The 18403-nt window shown below is 58.8% G+C and carries 17 protein-coding genes; 3 read left to right on the top strand and 14 right to left on the bottom strand.

Annotated elements, in window-relative coordinates; translation table 11 throughout:
• The 3 genes from Q666_RS35485 to Q666_RS35475 are packed head-to-tail and all read right to left on the bottom strand — an operon-like array spanning position 1 to position 4078.
• Complete coding sequence (locus Q666_RS35485) at positions 1 to 2385, bottom strand: SpoIIE family protein phosphatase (protein ID WP_022999186.1); 2385 nt, start codon at positions 2383 to 2385, stop codon at positions 1 to 3.
• On the bottom strand, positions 2382 to 3560 hold the full coding sequence (locus Q666_RS35480) for a class I SAM-dependent methyltransferase (RefSeq protein ID WP_022999187.1): 1179 nt from the start codon (positions 3558 to 3560) through the stop codon (positions 2382 to 2384). Before Q666_RS35480 ends, Q666_RS35485 begins: the two co-directional genes overlap by 4 nt.
• Complete coding sequence (locus Q666_RS35475; protein WP_022999188.1) at positions 3557 to 4078, bottom strand: hypothetical protein; 522 nt, start codon at positions 4076 to 4078, stop codon at positions 3557 to 3559. Before Q666_RS35475 ends, Q666_RS35480 begins: the two co-directional genes overlap by 4 nt.
• 315 nt (positions 4079 to 4393) lie before the next feature.
• Here Q666_RS35475 and Q666_RS35470 point away from each other — a divergent pair, with 315 nt between their 5' ends.
• Positions 4394 to 5254, top strand: coding sequence for a SpoIIE family protein phosphatase (locus Q666_RS35470; protein ID WP_022999189.1), 861 nt, complete (start codon positions 4394 to 4396; stop codon positions 5252 to 5254).
• A gap of 27 nt (positions 5255 to 5281) precedes the next feature.
• On the opposite strand, the gene Q666_RS0132700 is transcribed toward Q666_RS35470, so the two are convergent.
• Both Q666_RS0132700 and Q666_RS35465 read right to left on the bottom strand, forming a co-directional pair.
• Positions 5282 to 5707, bottom strand: coding sequence for an ATP-binding protein (locus Q666_RS0132700; protein WP_022999190.1), 426 nt, complete (start codon positions 5705 to 5707; stop codon positions 5282 to 5284).
• A gap of 52 nt (positions 5708 to 5759) precedes the next feature.
• A complete protein-coding gene (locus Q666_RS35465; protein WP_161633217.1) occupies positions 5760 to 6116 on the bottom strand; it encodes an STAS domain-containing protein in 357 nt (118 codons plus the stop codon).
• 359 nt (positions 6117 to 6475) lie between these two features.
• Between Q666_RS35465 and Q666_RS35455 the strand changes: the two genes are divergently transcribed.
• A complete protein-coding gene (locus Q666_RS35455; protein ID WP_081713163.1) occupies positions 6476 to 7201 on the top strand; it encodes a PP2C family serine/threonine-protein phosphatase in 726 nt (241 codons plus the stop codon).
• Here Q666_RS35455 and Q666_RS35450 read toward each other — a convergent pair.
• On the bottom strand, positions 7177 to 8940 hold the full coding sequence (locus Q666_RS35450) for a hypothetical protein (RefSeq protein WP_152533249.1): 1764 nt from the start codon (positions 8938 to 8940) through the stop codon (positions 7177 to 7179). The genes Q666_RS35455 and Q666_RS35450 overlap by 25 nt on opposite strands.
• A 235-nt stretch (positions 8941 to 9175) precedes the next feature.
• Positions 9176 to 9424, bottom strand: coding sequence for a hypothetical protein (locus Q666_RS65835; protein ID WP_152533248.1), 249 nt, complete (start codon positions 9422 to 9424; stop codon positions 9176 to 9178).
• Here Q666_RS65835 and Q666_RS64650 point away from each other — a divergent pair.
• Positions 9423 to 10877, top strand: coding sequence for a serine/threonine-protein kinase (locus tag Q666_RS64650; RefSeq protein WP_022999196.1), 1455 nt, complete (start codon positions 9423 to 9425; stop codon positions 10875 to 10877). The two genes, Q666_RS65835 and Q666_RS64650, sit on opposite strands and share 2 nt — an antisense overlap.
• A 36-nt stretch (positions 10878 to 10913) precedes the next feature.
• On the opposite strand, the gene Q666_RS35445 is transcribed toward Q666_RS64650, so the two are convergent.
• The 7 genes from Q666_RS35445 to Q666_RS35415 form a co-directional block, all read right to left on the bottom strand.
• On the bottom strand, positions 10914 to 11687 hold the full coding sequence (locus tag Q666_RS35445; RefSeq protein WP_022999197.1) for a MinD/ParA family protein: 774 nt from the start codon (positions 11685 to 11687) through the stop codon (positions 10914 to 10916).
• Between the two features lie 29 nt (positions 11688 to 11716).
• Positions 11717 to 12136, bottom strand: a complete 420-nt coding sequence (locus tag Q666_RS35440) for a hypothetical protein (RefSeq protein ID WP_022999198.1) — start codon at positions 12134 to 12136, stop codon at positions 11717 to 11719.
• A gap of 198 nt (positions 12137 to 12334) precedes the next feature.
• A complete protein-coding gene (locus Q666_RS35435) occupies positions 12335 to 13564 on the bottom strand; it encodes a M24 family metallopeptidase (protein ID WP_022999199.1) in 1230 nt (409 codons plus the stop codon).
• A gap of 201 nt (positions 13565 to 13765) precedes the next feature.
• Positions 13766 to 14620: an ABC transporter permease gene (locus tag Q666_RS35430; protein WP_031268731.1), complete on the bottom strand. Its 855-nt coding sequence runs from the start codon at positions 14618 to 14620 to the stop codon at positions 13766 to 13768.
• 8 nt (positions 14621 to 14628) lie between these two features.
• On the bottom strand, positions 14629 to 15894 hold the full coding sequence (locus Q666_RS35425) for an ABC transporter permease (protein ID WP_022999201.1): 1266 nt from the start codon (positions 15892 to 15894) through the stop codon (positions 14629 to 14631).
• A gap of 107 nt (positions 15895 to 16001) precedes the next feature.
• Positions 16002 to 17102 carry an extracellular solute-binding protein gene (locus Q666_RS35420; protein ID WP_022999202.1) on the bottom strand — a complete coding sequence of 367 codons (1101 nt, stop codon included), beginning with the start codon at positions 17100 to 17102 and terminating at the stop codon, positions 16002 to 16004.
• Positions 17103 to 17183: 81 nt separating this feature from the next.
• The gene (locus Q666_RS35415) at positions 17184 to 18278 is read right to left on the bottom strand and encodes an ABC transporter ATP-binding protein (protein WP_022999203.1); all 1095 of its coding nucleotides are present in this window, start codon (positions 18276 to 18278) and stop codon (positions 17184 to 17186) included.
• Positions 18279 to 18403: the final 125 nt, after the last annotated feature.

Raw genomic sequence — 18403 nt, 5'->3', positions numbered from 1 at the left:
TTACCTATGCTTCAAGACAACAAGAGTGATGTCATCAAATACCTTGTAGTCGCCGATATGCGACTTCACATCATTAATGACCGCCGCGGCAATACCTTTAGCGGATTTTTCGCGATTTTCATGGGCGCTCTGGGCAAGCCGGTCGAGGCCATACATCTCGCCCTTCGCATTTTCCGCTTCCGTGATCCCGTCCGTATGCAGGATCAGGATGTCGTCGGGTCCGAACGCAAGATCCAGTGTGGCCACGAAGGGTGAAATATCGGCCTCGAGCCCAACCGGGAAACCGAGGTCCATCGTGTCGATCCGCTCGGTTTCTCCATTGGCACGAATGATCAGCACTTCCTCGTGCTGGCCGGACAAGGTGACCTGTCCGTCCTCGTAGTCGACGAAGGCAAGGGTCAGGTGCTTGTCGGAATTGGTACGGGTGATGTTCTTGTAGACAGCGCGGTTGAGCACATCCAGGAAGGCAATCGGATCCTTGTCCCCCTTCTCCTGAAGCGCACGGGCAACCGACTGCACCATGAGCATCAACACGCCGCTTTCCAGGCCGTGGCCTGTCACGTCGCCGATACCGACCTTGATGCGGCTGCCGTCGAACAGGACGTCGTAGTAATCGCCGCCGACTTCGTCTGCCGGTTCCATGAAGGCGGCAATCTCGATCTGCGGGATGACTTCCAGTTCGCTCAACCGTGGCAGAACCATTTCCTGAATGCGCTTGGCGACATCCAGCTCGGCTCCGAGGCGCAGGTTTTCCGATTTCAGCCGCTTGTTGAGCTCGCCGATCTCGTGGTTCGCTGTTTCCAGCTTCCTGGTCCGCTCCTCGACGAGATTTTCAAGGTTCTCCGTGTGATAGCTGATCTCTTCCGCCATCCGGTTAAACGCAAGCCCCACGGCCGCAACCTCGTCGCGGGTCGGAATAGCAACGCGAACCGAGTAATCCTTGTTCTGCAGCGCGCGCGCCGCGGCGGCCAATTGCGACAAGCCCTTGGTGATACGGCCGGAAATGGCATAGACCGCAACGAACACCACGAAGATACTGACGCAGAAGGCAATCAGCTGGTAGTTCAGGATGCGGGCCGTCGCCTCGGAGATGTTGTTGGTGGCATCGATCAGCGACTGGTAGATCTCGCGTTCGGAAACGACAAAGCCCAGCGTCATCGTTTCCGAGGTGATGCCGGTTCCATCCCACAGGTTGGTCGGGTTGAGCTGCTTGAGGACCAGAAGATAGGGGACCTCTTCACCGTCATTTTCAAGGAAGATGTGCTTGATGACGGTCTCGTCCTTGGCACTGAGTTCAAGGGAAGAAATGGCGGGCTGGCTGCTTTCCTTGAGGTTCCGGTTCACGCCGGTAACACCCTGGCCGCTGACGTCGCTCGAAACCAGACCCAGTGTCGCCTCGCCGGCTTTCGGCGTTGCCACCACGTTGCCGTCGGACATCGTCAGGAAGCCGAAGCCGCTTTCCGAAATCTCAAGGCTTTCGACGAGTGAAGTCAGCTGTTCGAGCGTGATGTCGACCGCGACCATGCCCGCAACATCCTTGCGATCCTGCGTCCACAGGGGATGGAAGAAGCTGACGATCAGCTTGCCCGTGATCGCGTCGATGTAGGGAGCTGTGGTGACGATATTGGATTCAACCGGCTTGGAAGACGGATCCTTGATCCAGCCTTGCCAACCTTCGTAGACCCCGGGAAAGAAGAAATCCCAGAAGTTCGCGCCCTCGTTATGGCCGGGGTAAAGCAGGTCGAATGTCTGCGCCTGCTCCGAATAAGGGGTCGCGCGCATGATCGACGCGTCCTTGGGGCCGACATAATAGATCTGCAGCTTGGGAGCGCCTGTCGACATCATCGAAGGCCCGACAAGGCTGAGGAAGGAGCTGTTCTTCAGCTCATCCGCGGCCTTGGGAAGCGGGTTCTTGTCTTCATCGAGCAAATAGCCCCAGACGCTGACTGCGGAAGGAACACCCTCGGTGTTCTGCGACCAACCGCCTTTTTCGTCGTAGACCAGTGCGGAGGAAAACTCCGAACTGCCCTCAATCGTGTTGCCGACCGCTTCCTGGATATCCGGGTGGTCGATCAGCGTCTGCATCGACGAGGCAAGCGTCGCAAGTTCCGAATGAACGCGCTCGATCAGAAGGTCGGCGCGGAACGCAGTCGTATCGATGTAGGTTTCCAGATAGTCTTCGGTCGCGGTGGTCAGGCCTTCACCGACCTGCTCCGTTGCATCCCTGGACAGCTTCTGCACGTTCCAGATGCCAATGCCACCGGCAAGCGCCAGATCGAACAGCACCGCCACGCCCACGACAAGAATGAACTTGGCGCGAAAGCTTCGCAGGGAAAAGCGACCTATCTGCTTTTCACTCTGAGGGCTCTTTACCGGTGCATTCATAGCGGCTTACGCCCCGAGGCAACCCAGATCGGCCAGCCCGCATATCCCTTGGGGTGGAGCGCTGCGAAAATATGATCATCAAAACCCTTGGCGAAGCGTTCGATGAACTCGGGGCTGTCGCCGCGTTCCTGCGCCATTTTGCCGGCAAAGAGATTTTTCCACGAGGCGATGACATCGGCGAAATCCTGCGGGTCGCCGTCGGTGTTGGTGACCATGAAGGAGCCGATGGTGACGTTTTCAAAACCACCGTCGATCAGGAGGCGACGGCATTTCGGGCCGATTTCGATATCCATATCGAAATGGTGCCAGAGTTTGGCGACCTCGTTATAAGTCCACTGGATAGACTCCGATCTCGGTTCGCCGAGGCAATGGGAGTTCTTTTCGTTGGTCACGTAAATGCGGCCGCCCGGCTTGCAGATACGGTAGAGCTCCTTGAGGATCAGTTCCGGCTGATCGAACACCTGCAGGGAATGTCGGCAGGTCACGAAGTCGAACTGATTGTCCTCCAGCAGCATGTCCGCAGCATCGCCAAAGACATAGTCAATGCCCTTGATGCCGAAGTCGGCGGCGACGCGGCGTGCGTAGTCGAGGCTGGATCTGGAATGGTCCAGCGCGACAAGCCGGTCCGGCTCGAACTCCTTTTGCAGGAGCACGGCGAAATCGCCGATGCCGCAGCAAATGTCGGCCACCTGCATCCCCGGCTTCAGGCCGTGGCGGCGAAGGAGTTCCTTCTCATGGCGCCAGGTAAGCTTGGTCTGTGTCCGCAGGACATGAATGAATTCACTGTCCTCGACGAAGGACTGTCCCGGGTAGAACTCGTTGTCGTATTCGCTGACGGTGATCTTGTCGGACATCGTCTCCAGCACGGCGAACTTGCGCGTTGCCCAGCCGACGACACTCGACGTCGTCACATGAACGCTCAGATCGCTGCGGTTGCGCACAAGATCCAGGATCTTGCCGGCAAATGCGTGGAAGGCGACGTTGTTCATGCGCACCAGGCGCCTGACGTTGACGTAGAATTTTCCGCTCACCTTGGCGACGGACTGTTCCATCGCGGAAAAGCAGCCATGCAGTTCCTCGGCCCGCTGGGGGCGCAAGCTGCCATGGAGCGAGAACTCCTGATCGTTCTCGTTGAAGGTCCATTGAAAGGCCTGTGTCATATTATCAGCGATCATTCTGTGTCGTCCTCAAGCACGAGCTCTGCAACCAGGCTCATGCGGCCGTCTTCGCTCCGTCCGATGGCGAGCCGGGCGCCGTAATCGACGCCGAGTTCCAGGAGCCCCAGGCTCGCATCCGGTTCGGCGTCGGCAAACAGCGCTTCCAGATAAAGCGTTTCGGCGTCCTCGCCGTTGACCTTCGCAATGGCGGTCTCATAGATCTTGTAGGTTTCTTCGTCCGCAGGGAAAGTCAGTTCGATCCTGTCGACATTGCCGTCGCGCTGAACCGCGCATTGCAGTTTGCCGCCTGAGCCGTGCGTGCGGTACACCGCTTCCAGCAGCTCGTTCAAAGCCGACGAATAGAGATTGGAAAACAGGAGCGAATCCAGCCGGTTGTGGCTGACCATCCGGGCAATGTATCCCGACATGAGATCGCAATGGGTCCAGTCGGTGCAAAAATCCTTGATGTCCAAATCCAGGTGAATCATCTGCGGCAGACCGGAATTTGATGATATGCCTTCAGAAGGTGCCTGCATTTTTATTCCCCCGCTGGCGTGGTCAATTGCACCTCAAAGCGATGCACTTCTGTTATACGAGAAAGCTGGAAATTTTGGCCGATTGGACTCGTGTCATCGATAATTCATGTATTTAACAATACGGTGTCGCTCATTGCCAAGGATATATCAACCGCGATTGCTCCAATGTTTTCTGCTTCATTAACATAGCAGCAGAACTCTAAACTTTGGGTTTCCACCGCGCGTCCGTAAAGGCATCATATTTACAACATGACAAGCACCAGTAATTTTGGCGCCGCTGCCCAACCAGACACTTCCGCTGGCGAACTCGCGCGAGTGCGCAGAGAACTTGAGGAATTGCGCGCTGAACATGACGACCTCAAGCTGCTTTACGAGGCAACGATCGAACATGGCGAGGCCGTGGAAGACCAGTTGGCCGAATACAACATCCTGCTGACCCGCACCCAGGAACGCCTGGAAGCGGAGCTTCGTGATGCCGGCAATTATGTTTATTCCATCCTGCCGGAAAGGCGTCCCGAAGCCCCGAAAGCGGACTGGCTTCTGGTGCCGTCCACTGAACTCGGCGGTGATTCGTTCGGATATCACGACCTCGACGACGATCATTTCGCAATTTACCTGATCGACGTCTGCGGCCATGGTGTCGGGGCCGCATTGCTGTCTGTCGCGATCATCAACGTGCTGCGCTCGAATGCGCTTGGGGGTACCGATTTTCGTGACCCGGCAAACGTTCTTGCCAAACTGAACAATGCCTTTCCGATGGAACGGCAGAACAACATGTTCTTCACCATCTGGTATGGCGTCTACCGGCGCTCGACCCGGCAACTGGCCTATGCCTCCGGCGGCCACCCTGCTGCCATTCTCATGCGGCCTTCGGCATCGGGGCTGGACGTCATCGGCCTCGGAACGCCGGAGGGCATGGTTATCGGCGCCATCCCAGATATGAAATTCGATGGCGGTACATTCGACATTCGCCCGGGCGACCGATTGCTTGTCATCAGCGACGGTACCTACGAAATCGAGGATGCGGATGGCCGGACGCTGACCTGGGCCGAGCTCGCGGACAAATCGAAATCCGTGGACGGAACCGTCCCTCAAGCCATCTACGACTGGCTGGCCACATTCCACGACAATGCGCCCCTGCCGGACGATTTCTCCATGATGGAATTTGCTTTCTGAGGGAACCGCCTTGCAGCAAGGCGCCCGTCAATCCTTGTCGCGAGGCACCAGAACCGTGGTGTGGTTGACGTTTCCGATCCGTTGGGTCGCCACGTCATCGGCCAGCTGGTGCACCAGATAAAGGCCCAGACCGCCAATGCCCATGTCCTCGACTGTGTCCGCTTCCGGTGGACCGGACGGCATGCCGCTGTTGTCGAATGGTCTCGCCCTGTCGGACAGGACGAGCTTGACGTGTGTCGGCCCAAGCGCCGCCGTGACCGCGATCTGGTCCTTGCCGCCATCCGGATAGCCGTAGGCAACGGTATTGGCGAACAGCTCTTCAACGACCAGGCACAGGGTACGGCGGACCGCGTCGGACAGGCCCGCTCCTGTGCAGAACCTCTCCAGCACGGTATAGACCGCCGGCAGGTCCTCCAGGTCGTTTCGAACTGTCACCGTCTCGAGATCCACCATCCCGTTCCCTGCCGGACGTTGTTCAATTCAAGCTGCCGGGTGTGAGCTTCGTTCAACCCGCCAGCGCCTTTGCGTCTTCCCGGCTTTCCGCCACCTGCATGATCTTCAGAAAGCCGGAGATCTTGAGGACGTCGACCACGGACTGGTTCACCTGAAACAGCACCAGCTTGTCTCCGGAAGGAGCCAGAAGCTTGGCAACGATCAACAGTGATCTCAGCCCGAAACTGGTGACGTAGTCCACTTGCCCCATGTCGATCAGCAAGGTTGCCGGCTTTTCCAAGATCAGGTTCTTCAGGTAGGTTTCGAAGGTTTTTGCGCTGAGCGTGTCCAGCTTGCCGACAGGACGAACAACGATCAGGTCGTCGTCCGTCTCGTGGCCGATGGTGATTTCTGCGACGTCTACGGTCATTGCCATTTCCCAAATCTGCATCAGTGCCCGGACTGCAAAAAGCCGGCAGCCTCCGGTTTCAACCGATGAAAGCATCTGCCACGCAATTTCGGCGTGAAACTTGTACATTTTATAAAGGCGCACCACGCGAAAGGCTACGAGACCAGGGATAAGCAAATTTTGCATGCTTCCCAGCCACTCTCGATCCGGCTCGCGTTCGGTCTGCTTACCGGGGACAGCTATCCAGGCCCTGCGACGGGTCACCTCATCCAGAGGAGCATGACCGGCGCCTGGCTGGAAACCGGAGACTTCTTTTCCGGAGAATGACCGCGCGTTAAGATCGAACCCGGACTGGTCCTGCGGCCCTTACTCGGGAGAACGTGCGTTTGAATACGGTCGACACTTCTGCCGCTGTTGCGTTGCTGCGATCCGAAGCAGCGACCCGGCGCGGACGCCGACACAAGGTCAATCAGGACAGCCACTTTGCGGCCCCGTCGCATGGGCTCTTCACGATTGCCGATGGCATGGGCGGTCACAGAGAGGGTGACGTCGCCAGCCGTGCGACGGTTCACGCCATCTCGCAACTGATCAACATGCCGCCGAGCAGCCACGAAACCCGGCAGATTGCCCTGGAAGCCAAGCTCAACCACGTCAATCACGGCCTTTACGCCGGTTTTCGCGCTCTCCCCGAACAAGACATTTCAGGCACGACAAGTCTCAGCCTGATCATCAGCGGGTCACAAGCCAGCTGCATCTGGGCCGGAGATTCGCGTCTTTACCTTTTGCGCCAGCAGCAACTGTTCCTCATCTCGGAGGACCATGCCGACAAAGCCGGACGGCTGACTGCCGCTGTCGGCATCCACAACACGCTTCAGCTTGACCGCCGAACGCTGGAGATGATGCCCGACGATGTTTTCGTACTTTGCACCGACGGACTGTTGAAAGGCATGGACGAAACCACGCTGGCCAGGATGGCCACCGAGGGAACCTCCGGTCTTGCTGACCGGCTTGTTTCGCGCGCTGTGGCAGGCGGATCCTCGGACGACATCACGGTGATAACCGTTTGGACGGAAACAGATGCTCAGCCGCCGGAAGCCGGCAGATAGAAGGAATGCTGCTGGCCCGAGGCCCAACCATCCTGCACGAATGCCGTTACGCCGATCAGATCCTGATCTTCCACCGCCATTCGTTCCACTTCGAAAGTGACCTTGTCTGAGAGGGATCTGCTCAGGACTTCCAGGCTCGTTGCGACCGCAGCCTCGCGCTCGTCAGCATCCTGCCCTGCAAACACCGCCTCGCCGAGAGCTTCCTGGAACAGGGAAAACAGGCGAGACACCAGTAGGGCCTGATCCAGTGCCCCCCGACCGTCCTCGCCGGGCTGGACCGTCACGGCCCGACGGAATACGAGGCTGGTTCTGTTGGCGACGCCCTCCAGCACGTTGATGCCGGCAAGTGCGAGCGACGGTGCCGTGTCCGAACCGACGGCAAACCGTGTTGCCATGGCAACTTCACCGCCCATCGATCGGCTTTCGACAAGCTCCAGCGCATCGTAATCCTTCGGCATGCCGACGGGGAGCCGCGGAAACACTTCAGTTTCAAGCTGGACCAGTATTTCGGAAAGGGCGACAAAAGCACCCGACACAAACAGCGCCGGCGCACCGTCCTCTTTGGCGGTCAACCGGGCATCGTTCCAGAACAGTGCCAAGTGAGAGGCGGCATCGCTGGCCCTCAGGCCTGCAAAACCTTCGAAGCCCGGCTTGTCGAGCAACTGATGTGGCGTTTCGATGTCGGCAACTTCCTCACCCGGTACTCCGGCAAAGTGCCCGGTAAGCGCGGCAAGCCCGACCGTGTCGCTTTCGGCGCATTCCCGCGCAAGCACCTTCAGCCGTTCCGTGTCGCGTGGGCCAAGGCCGATTTCGTTCGCAAACAGGGCGATATCGTAGAGTTCTGCCTGCAGGGCCTCGCCGGTTTCGCCCAGAACCTCCTGCAGATCGACGGCATCAAGATCGTGATCGAGCTGAAGGAGATGAAGTTCCAGCGGCAGGTCGAACGGAACTTCACTCAGGAGCAGGTTCAATCCATGCCAGTTCAGCAGCACCTTGCTCAGTTTCGGGCTTTCGAAGAAGAGACGCGCCTGTTCCAGCTGCAGCGTATCGGCTGGCGCATCCTTCTTTTTCCCCTCGGCGGGTGCACTTGAAACCTGGCCCGTTTCCTGGAGCGTCTTTTGAATGAAGGCGTCCACGGCGGTTTTCGCGGCACTGCCGCTTTCGCCAGGAGCAGCCTTTTCCTCCGGAGTGCGGATCATCGACAGGAGGGCGTCGAGCCCCTCGGTTCCCTTGCTGCTGCTCGAGGCAGCGTTTTCCTTACGCTTGCCTTGCTCTGAAGTCGGCAATTCGTCGTCTTTCAGCAGTCTTTCCAGCAATGACTTCTGCTCATCCAGTGCCGACTTGCCGATCTTGTCGTAACGCTGGTCATGAACGGCAAGCTGATCCTGGTCACCGGAAGCCGCCTCAAGATCCCGCACAAAGCGAAATCCACGCAGCAGTTTTGTCGGATCCAGATCTTTCAGGCGCGCGAAGGAGACCTGTTCTTCCAGCTCGGGTGGATGCGAACCGAGCATATTGACCGCCGAGACGGAAAAGGATGGCGTTTTCTGTTCCAGGATTTCCTCGACGTCCTGGCCGGTGATGTTGAAAGCCACGCCGGTGGCCGCAAGGCCGAAGTCTCCTGCGATCAGCACCCTGAAAGGTGGTGCCGGTTTGATCGGGACTGCACCGTGACCCTTGTTTCCGAGGCCAATCGAGAAGCTGGCGATCCCGCCTTTGATGTCGTCTTCCCCGGTCATTTCGATCAACCCCTATTGATGATTGTAAGTTCCACTCAAATTCACATGAAGATGAATGCGGCTTGCGCGATCACGATATTGCCGTCGGTTTCATACCCCTGGTCCCAACGCACCGTTGCAGCGGGTCAGGGTGTAGCAGAGCCGGTTTCAAGGTTGCGCGCAGTCAATTCCTCTTTCATCCCTCGCCAATAAATCACCTGCCGTTCGGGTAATCTATCAGGGGTGGATAGGCGTTTCAAAAATTGCCCCCGGATCGTTCGACGATCCGATCAACGCCCAGGTCATCCAGGCAAAAATGCGCGAAGCCAACTGGAACAAAACGACTGCAGCGCGCATACTGAGCGTCGGCTGGCAAACCATACCCCACGCGTTTTCCCAGCTCTACCTTTGTCGCCCCAACGGCTTGCGCTGCTCCTGTTCCGGGGCCAAGAAAAGCTTCGGGCCGAATTGTCGCCAGGGATCCTGCAGATTTGACGTCAGACATGACCTCCGCCACGCACACGCTGATAACCGCCTTCGTGTCCGGCAAGCTGTCTTATGACGCCTTGTCGAAGCAGCTGCGGACCGGTGCACAGCAATCAGCGAACGCCCTTGATGAAACGCGGCAGGCAATCCGGGATTTTGTCGAAGCGGGCCACCTTCCGAACGAGCTCGGTCAGAGACTGCAGAACCAGTTGCCGGCGGGCGATGCCAAACCTTCCGGTTACGACGTAAAAGACAATCCGCCACGTCCACATGCTGTTCACGGCACACAGCAGGAACCGGCATCGGCTCCCGCACCTGAGCAGGCAGCAATGCCCCCTGCAAACCTGCCGCCATTGCCATTGTTGAACGAGCCAGCCGGGGCAACGGGTGGCGAGACAGCAAATGACGAAACACGGGGCAAGATGGACGAGGCCATTTTGACCTCACTCGTTGCGGGCTACGCCGGCTTTCGCAGTCGACGCGCAAATGCCGCCGAAGAACCACCACCTCCAGCCGACAGCGGCAAACTGGACAAATATCTGGCCGAATTCAAAAGTGCTCGGTTTCGTTCCGACGCGCGCCGCGTTTCCGGCGGCGGACAAAGAGACAGTCTCGACGTCAACAAGCTGGCGACACCCCAGGTGAAACGCGCCGGTGTCGGCTCCATTTTGCGTGACCGGTTCATTCTGGACACCGAGATCGGGAGCGGCGGCATGGGGCACGTTTATTCAGCCGTTGATCGCCGGCGCCTGGAGGCCGCTCACGACCAGCCTTATGTCGCCATCAAGCTTCTGAAAGAGAACTATCGAAACGACACCGAAGCCGTGCGGCTTCTGGAGGCCGAGGCGCGCAAGTCTCAGGCACTCGCGCATCCGAATATCACCACCGTGTACGACTTCGATCGCGACAAGGCCGATGTGTTTATCGTCATGGAGCAGCTAAACGGCGTGGGACTGGACCGCCGGATCGGGCGGGCCCTTGGCAAACCTCTACCACTGGGCGAATGCGCCCGGGTCCTGCGCGGCACCTGTGCAGGTCTGTCCCATGCGCACAGCCGGGGCGTCGTTCATTCTGATCTGAAGCCCGGCAACATCTTTCTGCTGACGGATGGCACGATCAAACTCCTTGATTTCGGCTTGGCGGCCGCGGCAACCGCCAGTGCGGACCATCCGATCCGGGATAGCCTGACCTCGGCCTACGCAAGCCCCGAGCAATTCCGGCGCGCGGACCGTGATCCCCGCGATGATATCTTTGCGCTTGGCTGCATCACGTACCAGATCCTGACCGGCGGCCATCCGTTCCAGTTCCGGCCGATAGACGAAGTCGCGCGGGAAGGTCTCGTGCCGGCGCCTGTCGAGGGGCTCTCCCCGCAAGCCTGGAACACCTTGCGCCAGGCGCTCGCGTTCGACCGCAACAAACGCCTTGGAGACGTCGACAGTTTCCTGAAGGGCCTGTTTGAAATGCAGGACTGAGCCGAGACCACCCGGCAACCTGGCCTGCAACTGTAATCACTCGATGGAATCGACGATCGTCTCGATTGCCCGCGTGAAACCGTGATCCGGCTGCTGGGTGCTGATCAGGCCTGTGCTGCCGATCTGGATGAGATCCGTCGACAACGGCAGGACAGCTGCCACCGGCGTGCGGTAGTTGGAAAAGATGCGCTGTGCCAACTCGTTGAAATCGAAGGTTTCCAGAGCCTTGTTGACCACCAGAAACAGCTGCGGCACCTCAAGCTTGCGCGCCAGTTCCAATGTGACTGCGGTGCCCTGATAGTCCTGGATGTCAGGACGAAGGATCAAAAGCAGCGCGTCGGAGATAGCGATGGAAAGCAGTGTTTCCTCGTTGACGCCCGGGTGGGTATCGATCAGCAGATAATCGAGTTCCAGGCCTCGGCAGAGATCGACGAAACCCCGGTTCAGATCCTCGACATCATATTTTTCCTTCAGGATCCGTGCGATCTCACCGGTCTTGATCGATGAAGGCACCAGAAAGACCTTGCCACCGTCCGGCACCGTTGGGTTGCCCTCGCCATCGACCACGTTTTCCGTGACATCGACCGCCGTATCAGTCACCGAACAATGCCCCCACAGGTAGTTGTTCAGCGTGTTGTTGACCGTGTTGAGATCGACCTTGAAGAGGGTGTGAATGCCTGGGGACTGGATATCCGTATCGACAATGCCGACCCTGTGACCACGCAGGGCAAGCACCGCGGCCAGGTTGGCCGTGACGTTGGATTTGCCCGTGCCGCCGCGATAGGAATGAGTGGAAATGATTTTGGTCACGGATAAATCTCGAAGGATGTTTTGAAAGTTCAGAACTTGTACCGGGATCGAAGATCCTTGGCGCGGGACTGCAGGGAGCGGAAATAGTCGGAATCGCTCACCTGTTCGATTTCAGCCTGCGCCTGTTCCTTGTCGTAGGTGACTTCGAACTTGTCCAGCCGGGTTTTCAGCTCGGCATTTTCCTTGCGCAGCTTCGCTTCGGCCGCTTCCAGCTGGCGCTTGGTTTCCGTCAGTTCCGCAATGAGCTGGCTGGAATGGAATTCGCGTGCCTCTATCTGCACCACCATGCCTGAAAAGGTTTCCGCCAAAGCGCGGATATCGGCTTCGACACCCTCGTCCGTGATCACCTGATAAAGCTCCTCGACCTCGTCGAAGCGCCCGTTGGCGATCGCTTCACAGGTCCGGGCCAGGCTGGCCAGAGCAGGTTTCATGGTGTCGGATGAGGTCATTCAGCCCTCCGCAGGCGCTCGAAGATAGCCCGGTTAAATCATGCCTTGCCGGGTAACCCAAGATGTTTGTTGAAGGGTCCTGCGATCGCCCCGGAGCATTTGCTGCATTGCGACGGGTTCCTTTCGAGACCGTCACTGGCGGCAAGATGCCCGCACCTTGCCGCCAGTGTTCTTCCCAACACCGGAAAGTTTGCCGCCTTATCGTTTCGGCAGGATGTTGTGCTCCGGTCCAAACGGGAAACCGGTAATGTTCTCAGCCCCGGTTTCCGAAACGATCAGGATGTCGTGTTCCCGGTAACCGCCTGCTCCAGCTTCGCCTTCCGGGATCATGATCATCGGCTCCATGGAGACGACCATGCCCGGTTGAAGCACCGTGTCGACATCCTCACGCAACTCCACTGAAGCTTCACGGCCGTAGTAGTGGCTGAGCACACCGAAGGAATGGCCGTAGCCGAAGCTGCGGTACTTCAGGAGATCGTGGCTACGGTAGATGTCATTCAGCTCGCTTGCGATATCGCAGCAGCGCGCGCCCGGCTTGATCAGCTTCAGTCCCTCGCGGTGGACATGGCAGTTGATCTCCCAAAGCCGCAGGTGCTCGTCGGAGGCATATTCGCAGAACAGGGTCCGCTCCAGCGCCGTGTAATAGCCGAAGATCATCGGAAAACAGTTGAGGCTGAGGATATCGCCGGCTTCCACTTTCTTGTTGGTGACCGGGTTGTGCGCTCCGTCGGTGTTGATGCCGGACTGAAACCAGGTCCAGGTGTCCATCAGCTCAACGAACGGGAAGGACTTCGCGATTTCCCGGATCATGGCATTGGTCGCGGCCATGGCGACTTCGTGCTCGGGAACGCCGGCCTGAACCGCCTCCACCAGAGCCGCGCCGCCGACATCGCAGATGCGCGTGCCTTCGCGGATCAGCACGTGCTCCTCTGCGCTCTTGATCGTGCGCTGCGCCATTGCGTCGGCGGCAATGTCGACCAGCTCCACGCCCGGAAGCGCGACCTCCAGAAGCTTCAGCATGTCGAGGGAGACGTGGTCGAACTCGATGCCGATGCGCTTGACCCCAGGATTGGGCATCCCAAGCAACGCCTGGATAGCGTGGAAGTAATTGTCCCGGCGCCAGTCGGTGTAGATCACGGTGTCGCCGTGGGTCCTGCGCCAGGGCTGACCACCGTCGATACCGGCCGCAATCGTGGTTGCCTTGTCCTGTGTGACCAGAAAGCCGTATTTGCGGCCGAAGTAACAATAGAGGAAGCCGGAGTAGTAGCAGATGTTGTGATAGGAGGTGAACAGGGCGGCATCGATCTGCCGGTCCGCCATCAGCTTGCGGAGTTTTGCCTGGCGGCTGTCCATTTCGGCAGCCGAGAAGGGCGAAAACGCCTTCTCGCCATTGTTCATTTCATAAATGCGGATCATGTCGTTGCTCATTGAAGGCTCCTTCCGTTCGTTCGAGCTTCGGTTTCCGGGGGCCTGAAACGCAAAACGGGCCGGCTTCCGCGAAGAAGCCGGCCCGCCAGGCCCAAATTCAAAATGTCTTGCTACCGGGAGACCCTGTCTCCACCCGGTGACTGGCGTTCCGCCACCGGCTCACCTTGAAAGCAGCGGGGCGCTCCTCGCGCCCGCCCGGGATCAGCCCGGGGACAGACCTCTCAGGCGTTCGGACCTGCGGCGCAGCAGCTCCAGTACGGTCAACAGGCAGATGGAAATGGCCACCATCAGGGATGCCACCGCCAGGATGGTCGGCGAGATCTGTTCGCGAAGGCCGGTGAACATCTGCCAGGGCAATGTCTTCTGCCCGGCGGATCCCAGGAACAGCACCACCACCACTTCATCGAAGGAGGTGATGAAGGCAAACAGCGCTCCGGAGACGACACCTGGAATGATCAGGGGCATCTGCACCTTGAAGAAGGTGGTAACCGGGTTGGCGCCCAGGCTGGCCGACGCCCGCACGAGACTGCGGTCGAAACCGACCAGTGTCGCCGTCACCGTGATGATGACGAAGGGCGTTCCAAGCGCGGCATGGGCCAGAACAACCCCCCAATAGGTGCCCTGCAGGCCGATGCGCGAATAGAAGAAATACATGCCTGCCGCCGAGATGATCAGCGGCACGATCATCGGCGAAATCAGCACTGCCATGATCGCGGACTTGTAGGGAACATGGGACTGGGACAGGCCGATGGCCGCCAGGGTGCCGAAGCCCGTCGCCAAGATGGTGGCGACAGGTGCGATCAGCACCGAATTGGTCAGCGCCTGCTGCCAGTCCGGATTGGTGAAGAAGTCCTGGTAGTGCTTGAAGGAATAGCCTGCCGGGTCGAGAGCCAGCATCGCCTTGGTGAAGGTGAAGAAGTTCTCCGCGTTGAAGCTGAGCGGCAGGATTACCAGGATCGGGAAGATCAGGAAGAAGAAGATCAGCCCGCAGATCACCCGGAACGTATAGTACCAGGTCCGCTGGAGAGGAGACGCGTAGGGAGGAAGTGCACTCATGCCGCCACCTATCCGAGTTTCACGTTATCGATGCCGACGATCTTGTCGTAGACAACAAAGAGCACCAGAACCGCGACGAGCAGCAACGTGCCGAGCGCTGCGCCCAGACCCCAGTTGAGCGACGACGAGATGTGGTAGGCAATCCGGTTGGAAATGAAGATGCCCGACGTTCCGCCCACCAGTTCCGGTGTGATGTAGTAACCGATCGACAGAATGAAGACGAGCACGGCACCCGCGCCGATGCCCGGCACGGTCTGCGGGAAATACACCCGCCAGAACGCGGTCCAGTCGTTGGCGCCAAGGCTCTTGGCCGCGCGCACATAGGACGGCGAAATGGTTTTCATGACCGAATACAGCGGCAGGATCATGAACGGCAGCAGGATATGCGTCATGGCGATGATGGTGCCGGTCTGGTTGTTGATCATGACCAGGCGTCCGGCGTCGCTGATGATGCCTGTCCAGACAAGGAAGTCGTTGATCACCCCTTGTTGCTGCAACAGCACCTTCCAGGCCGACGTCCGCACCAGAAGCGATGTCCAGAACGGCAGAAGCACGAGGATCATCAGCAGGTTGGAGGAGCGCAGCGGCAAGGCCGACAAGAGGAACGCGATCGGATAGCCAAGAAGCAGGCACGACACAGTGATCGCGATAGACAGGAACAGGGTGCGGCCGAACAGGAACATGTAGATCCGTTCGTCTTCCGGCTTCAGTTCGATCCCGTTCGCGGTCTGCTGCGCGTCGAAGGCATTCAGGAAATAGCCGGCCGTATAGCGCGGCGAGAACCGTTTGAGGACCTGCCAGGTCTCGACATTGCCCCAGTCCTTGTCGAGGTCAATGAACTGTTCCTTGTAGGGACCGGCTTCGTCCATGCGCTTGACGCCGCGCCCTGTCTTGCGGAACAGGCTGGAAACGCCGGTTTCCTCGTAGTTGAGGCGTGAGCCGAGGCGGGTATGGGTCTTTTCTTCGACGGCGACGACCAGGTCGTCGTAAAGCGCCGCGAAGACAACTTCATCGGGCACATTGCCGGAGGTTGGATCCCACTCCTGTAGAGCGATGACGGTCTTGGGAAGCGTGTCTTCCACGATCCCGTTTTCGACCGAGCGGAACAGCATGTCCACGATCGGGGCAACGAAGGTGAGCAGGACAAAAATCAGCAGGGGCGCAATCAGCGCCAGGGCGCGCAGCTTCTCGCGGCGCAGCGCCTTGGCAAGGGCCGCCTTCAGCGGCTTGCCGTCTTGCGTCGTCAGAACCTCGCCCGCGTGGGTATCGCTCATGAAACAGTCTTCCGCAAATCCGTTGGAAGATCCGGGTGAGGCATCGCCTCACCCGGACCGGTTTCTCATCTGTCCGCGTTCATCCGAACGCGAACAGCATCAGTTGATTACTGGGCCAGCCACGCCTGGAACTTGGCGTCGATGTCGTCCCGGTAATCCGCCCACCACTCGTAGTTATAGAGGAAGGTGTTCTTGGCGTTGTTCGGGTCGGTCGGCATGTGCGGAGCCATTTCGATGCCGAGGTCGGCGTGCTTGCCAACCAGCGGTGCCGAGGACTTGCGAGCCGGGCCGTAGGAGATGTACTTCGCCTGATCCGCCAGACGCTGGGTGTCGGTGGCGTATTTGACGAAGTCCTTCACCATGGCGAGGCGGTCTTCCGGCAGACCGGCCGGAATGATCCAGCCGTCAAGGTCGAACACCTGAGCGTCCCACAGCATCTTGACCGGCTGCTTCTGCTCTTCGATCAGGGAGAACAGGCGGCCGTTGTATGTGGAGCCGATCACGACTTCCTTGTCGGCCAGAAGCTGCGGGGTTTCCGCACCAGCAGACCACCACACGACGTTGTCCTTGATGGTGTCGAGCTTCTTAAATGCCTGCTCCTGGCCTTCTTCGGTCTCAAGAACGTTGTAGACTTCTTCCTTCGGCACGCCGTCGCACAGAAGAGCCCATTCCATGTTGTTGATCGGGCGCTTTTCCAGCGAGCGCTTGCCCGGGAATGTTTCCAGATCGAACACGTCACAGATGTCGTCCGGCTCCTTGCCGTTCCATTCGGCGATGTCGGAACGATAGCCGAAGGTGGTGGAGTAGACGATCTGCGGAATGAAGCACTCGGAGACCAGCAGGTCGCCGAAGTCTTCAGAAGCCTTGGTACCGTCCGGTGCATCGGCAAGGTCGGTGTCCGGATCGATTTCCAGTGCCAGGCCTTCGTCGCACAGACGGATCGCGTCGGAAGCAACCACGTCGACCAGATCCCACGTGATGTTGCCAGCTTCGTTCATGGCGCGCAGCTTGGCGACAGCCTCGTTTGAAGACTCGTCCCAGATCACGTTGATGTCGGAGTTTTCCGCGACATACGGATCGGCGTAGGCGTTTTTCTGGGAGGCCTGATAGGCACCGCCCCAGGAAACGATGGTCATGTCCTTCGCCATGGCCGCGCTGCCGGCAAATGCCAGAGCGGTGCCTGCGAGAATTACAGTTTTGAGCTTCATGTGAGTTAGCTCCCTCTTTTAGGATTTAACGGATTTTTCCGTTGTGGTCGCTGGCGGCCGGTTGCCGGCCGCCGGGCGATTTCAGACAACCGCATCGAGCGCTTTACAGTCGTTCAGCGCCCAGCCGACGCGGACTGTCTCGCCGACGGCGAGTTTGCGCTTTTCTCCGCGGTTGCGAACCTTGACGATGAACTCGTCGTTGCCGCCCACGTTCATGCGAACGCGGATATGGTCACCGAGGTAGATGAGTTCCTCGATCCGGCCGTTGACCAGATTGTCCATCGTGTCGTGGGTGTCGAACTCCACCCGTTCCGGCCGCAGGGACAGGGTCGTCCTGTCGCCGACGGCGGACACGTTGACCTTGTCAGCCTTAAGCTTAGTGCCGTCATCGAGTTCAACAAGGCACTCAGAGCCGTTGATCTCGACGACCTTGCCATTCAACTTGTTGTTTTCACCGATGAACTGGGCGACGAAGGAATTCTTCGGATCTTCATAGAGATCGTCCGGCGTCGACAATTGCTGGATGACACCATCGTTGAACACAGCCACGCGGTCCGACATGGTCAGCGCTTCAGTCTGGTCGTGGGTCACGTAGACGACGGTGACACCAAGGTTCTCGTGAATGTGCTTGATCTCGTACTGCATCTGCTCGCGCAGCTGCTTGTCGAGCGCACCGAGCGGCTCGTCCATCAGCACCAGCTCCGGATCGAACACCAGGGCACGGGCCACTGCGACGCGTTGCTGCTGACCACCGGAGAGCTGTGCCGGACGGCGGTTGCCGAACGAACCGAGCTCGACCATCTCGAGAGCCCGCTTGACCTTTTCCTGCTGGTCAGCCTTGCCGACACCGCGCACCTGAAGCGGAAAGGCGAGGTTCTCGGCCACCGTCATGTGCGGAAACAGGGCGTAGTTCTGGAACACCATGCCGATGCCGCGCTTGTGCGGGGGCACGTTGTTGATCGGACGGTCGTTCAGGTAGATTTCGCCATGCGTTGCCGGTTCGAAACCGGCCAGCATCATCAGGCAGGTGGTTTTGCCGGAACCGGACGGGCCGAGCATTGTCAGGAATTCGCCCGGCGGAATATCGAGATTGAGGTTCTTTACGACCAGGGTTTCCCCGTCATAGCTCTTTTGAACGCTGTCATACTTAACAGCAGCGCCCCGTGTGTTCGCCATTGTGTCCCCAAGTCAGCTTCTATCATTATTATTAGACGCACGACCAATAACCTCCAGGTAACCTCTGTTCCTGAAGAGCTATCGATGTGTGCGAACGCGCATAGAAAAACAAAATTACTGCCTTT

Origin of the sequence: Labrenzia sp. C1B70 (assembly GCF_000475395.1) — a bacterium.
Lineage (GTDB): Bacteria > Pseudomonadota > Alphaproteobacteria > Rhizobiales > Stappiaceae > Roseibium > Roseibium algicola.
Note: the sequence above shows the minus strand (reverse complement) of the source record. Positions and strands in the feature narration are given on the sequence as shown.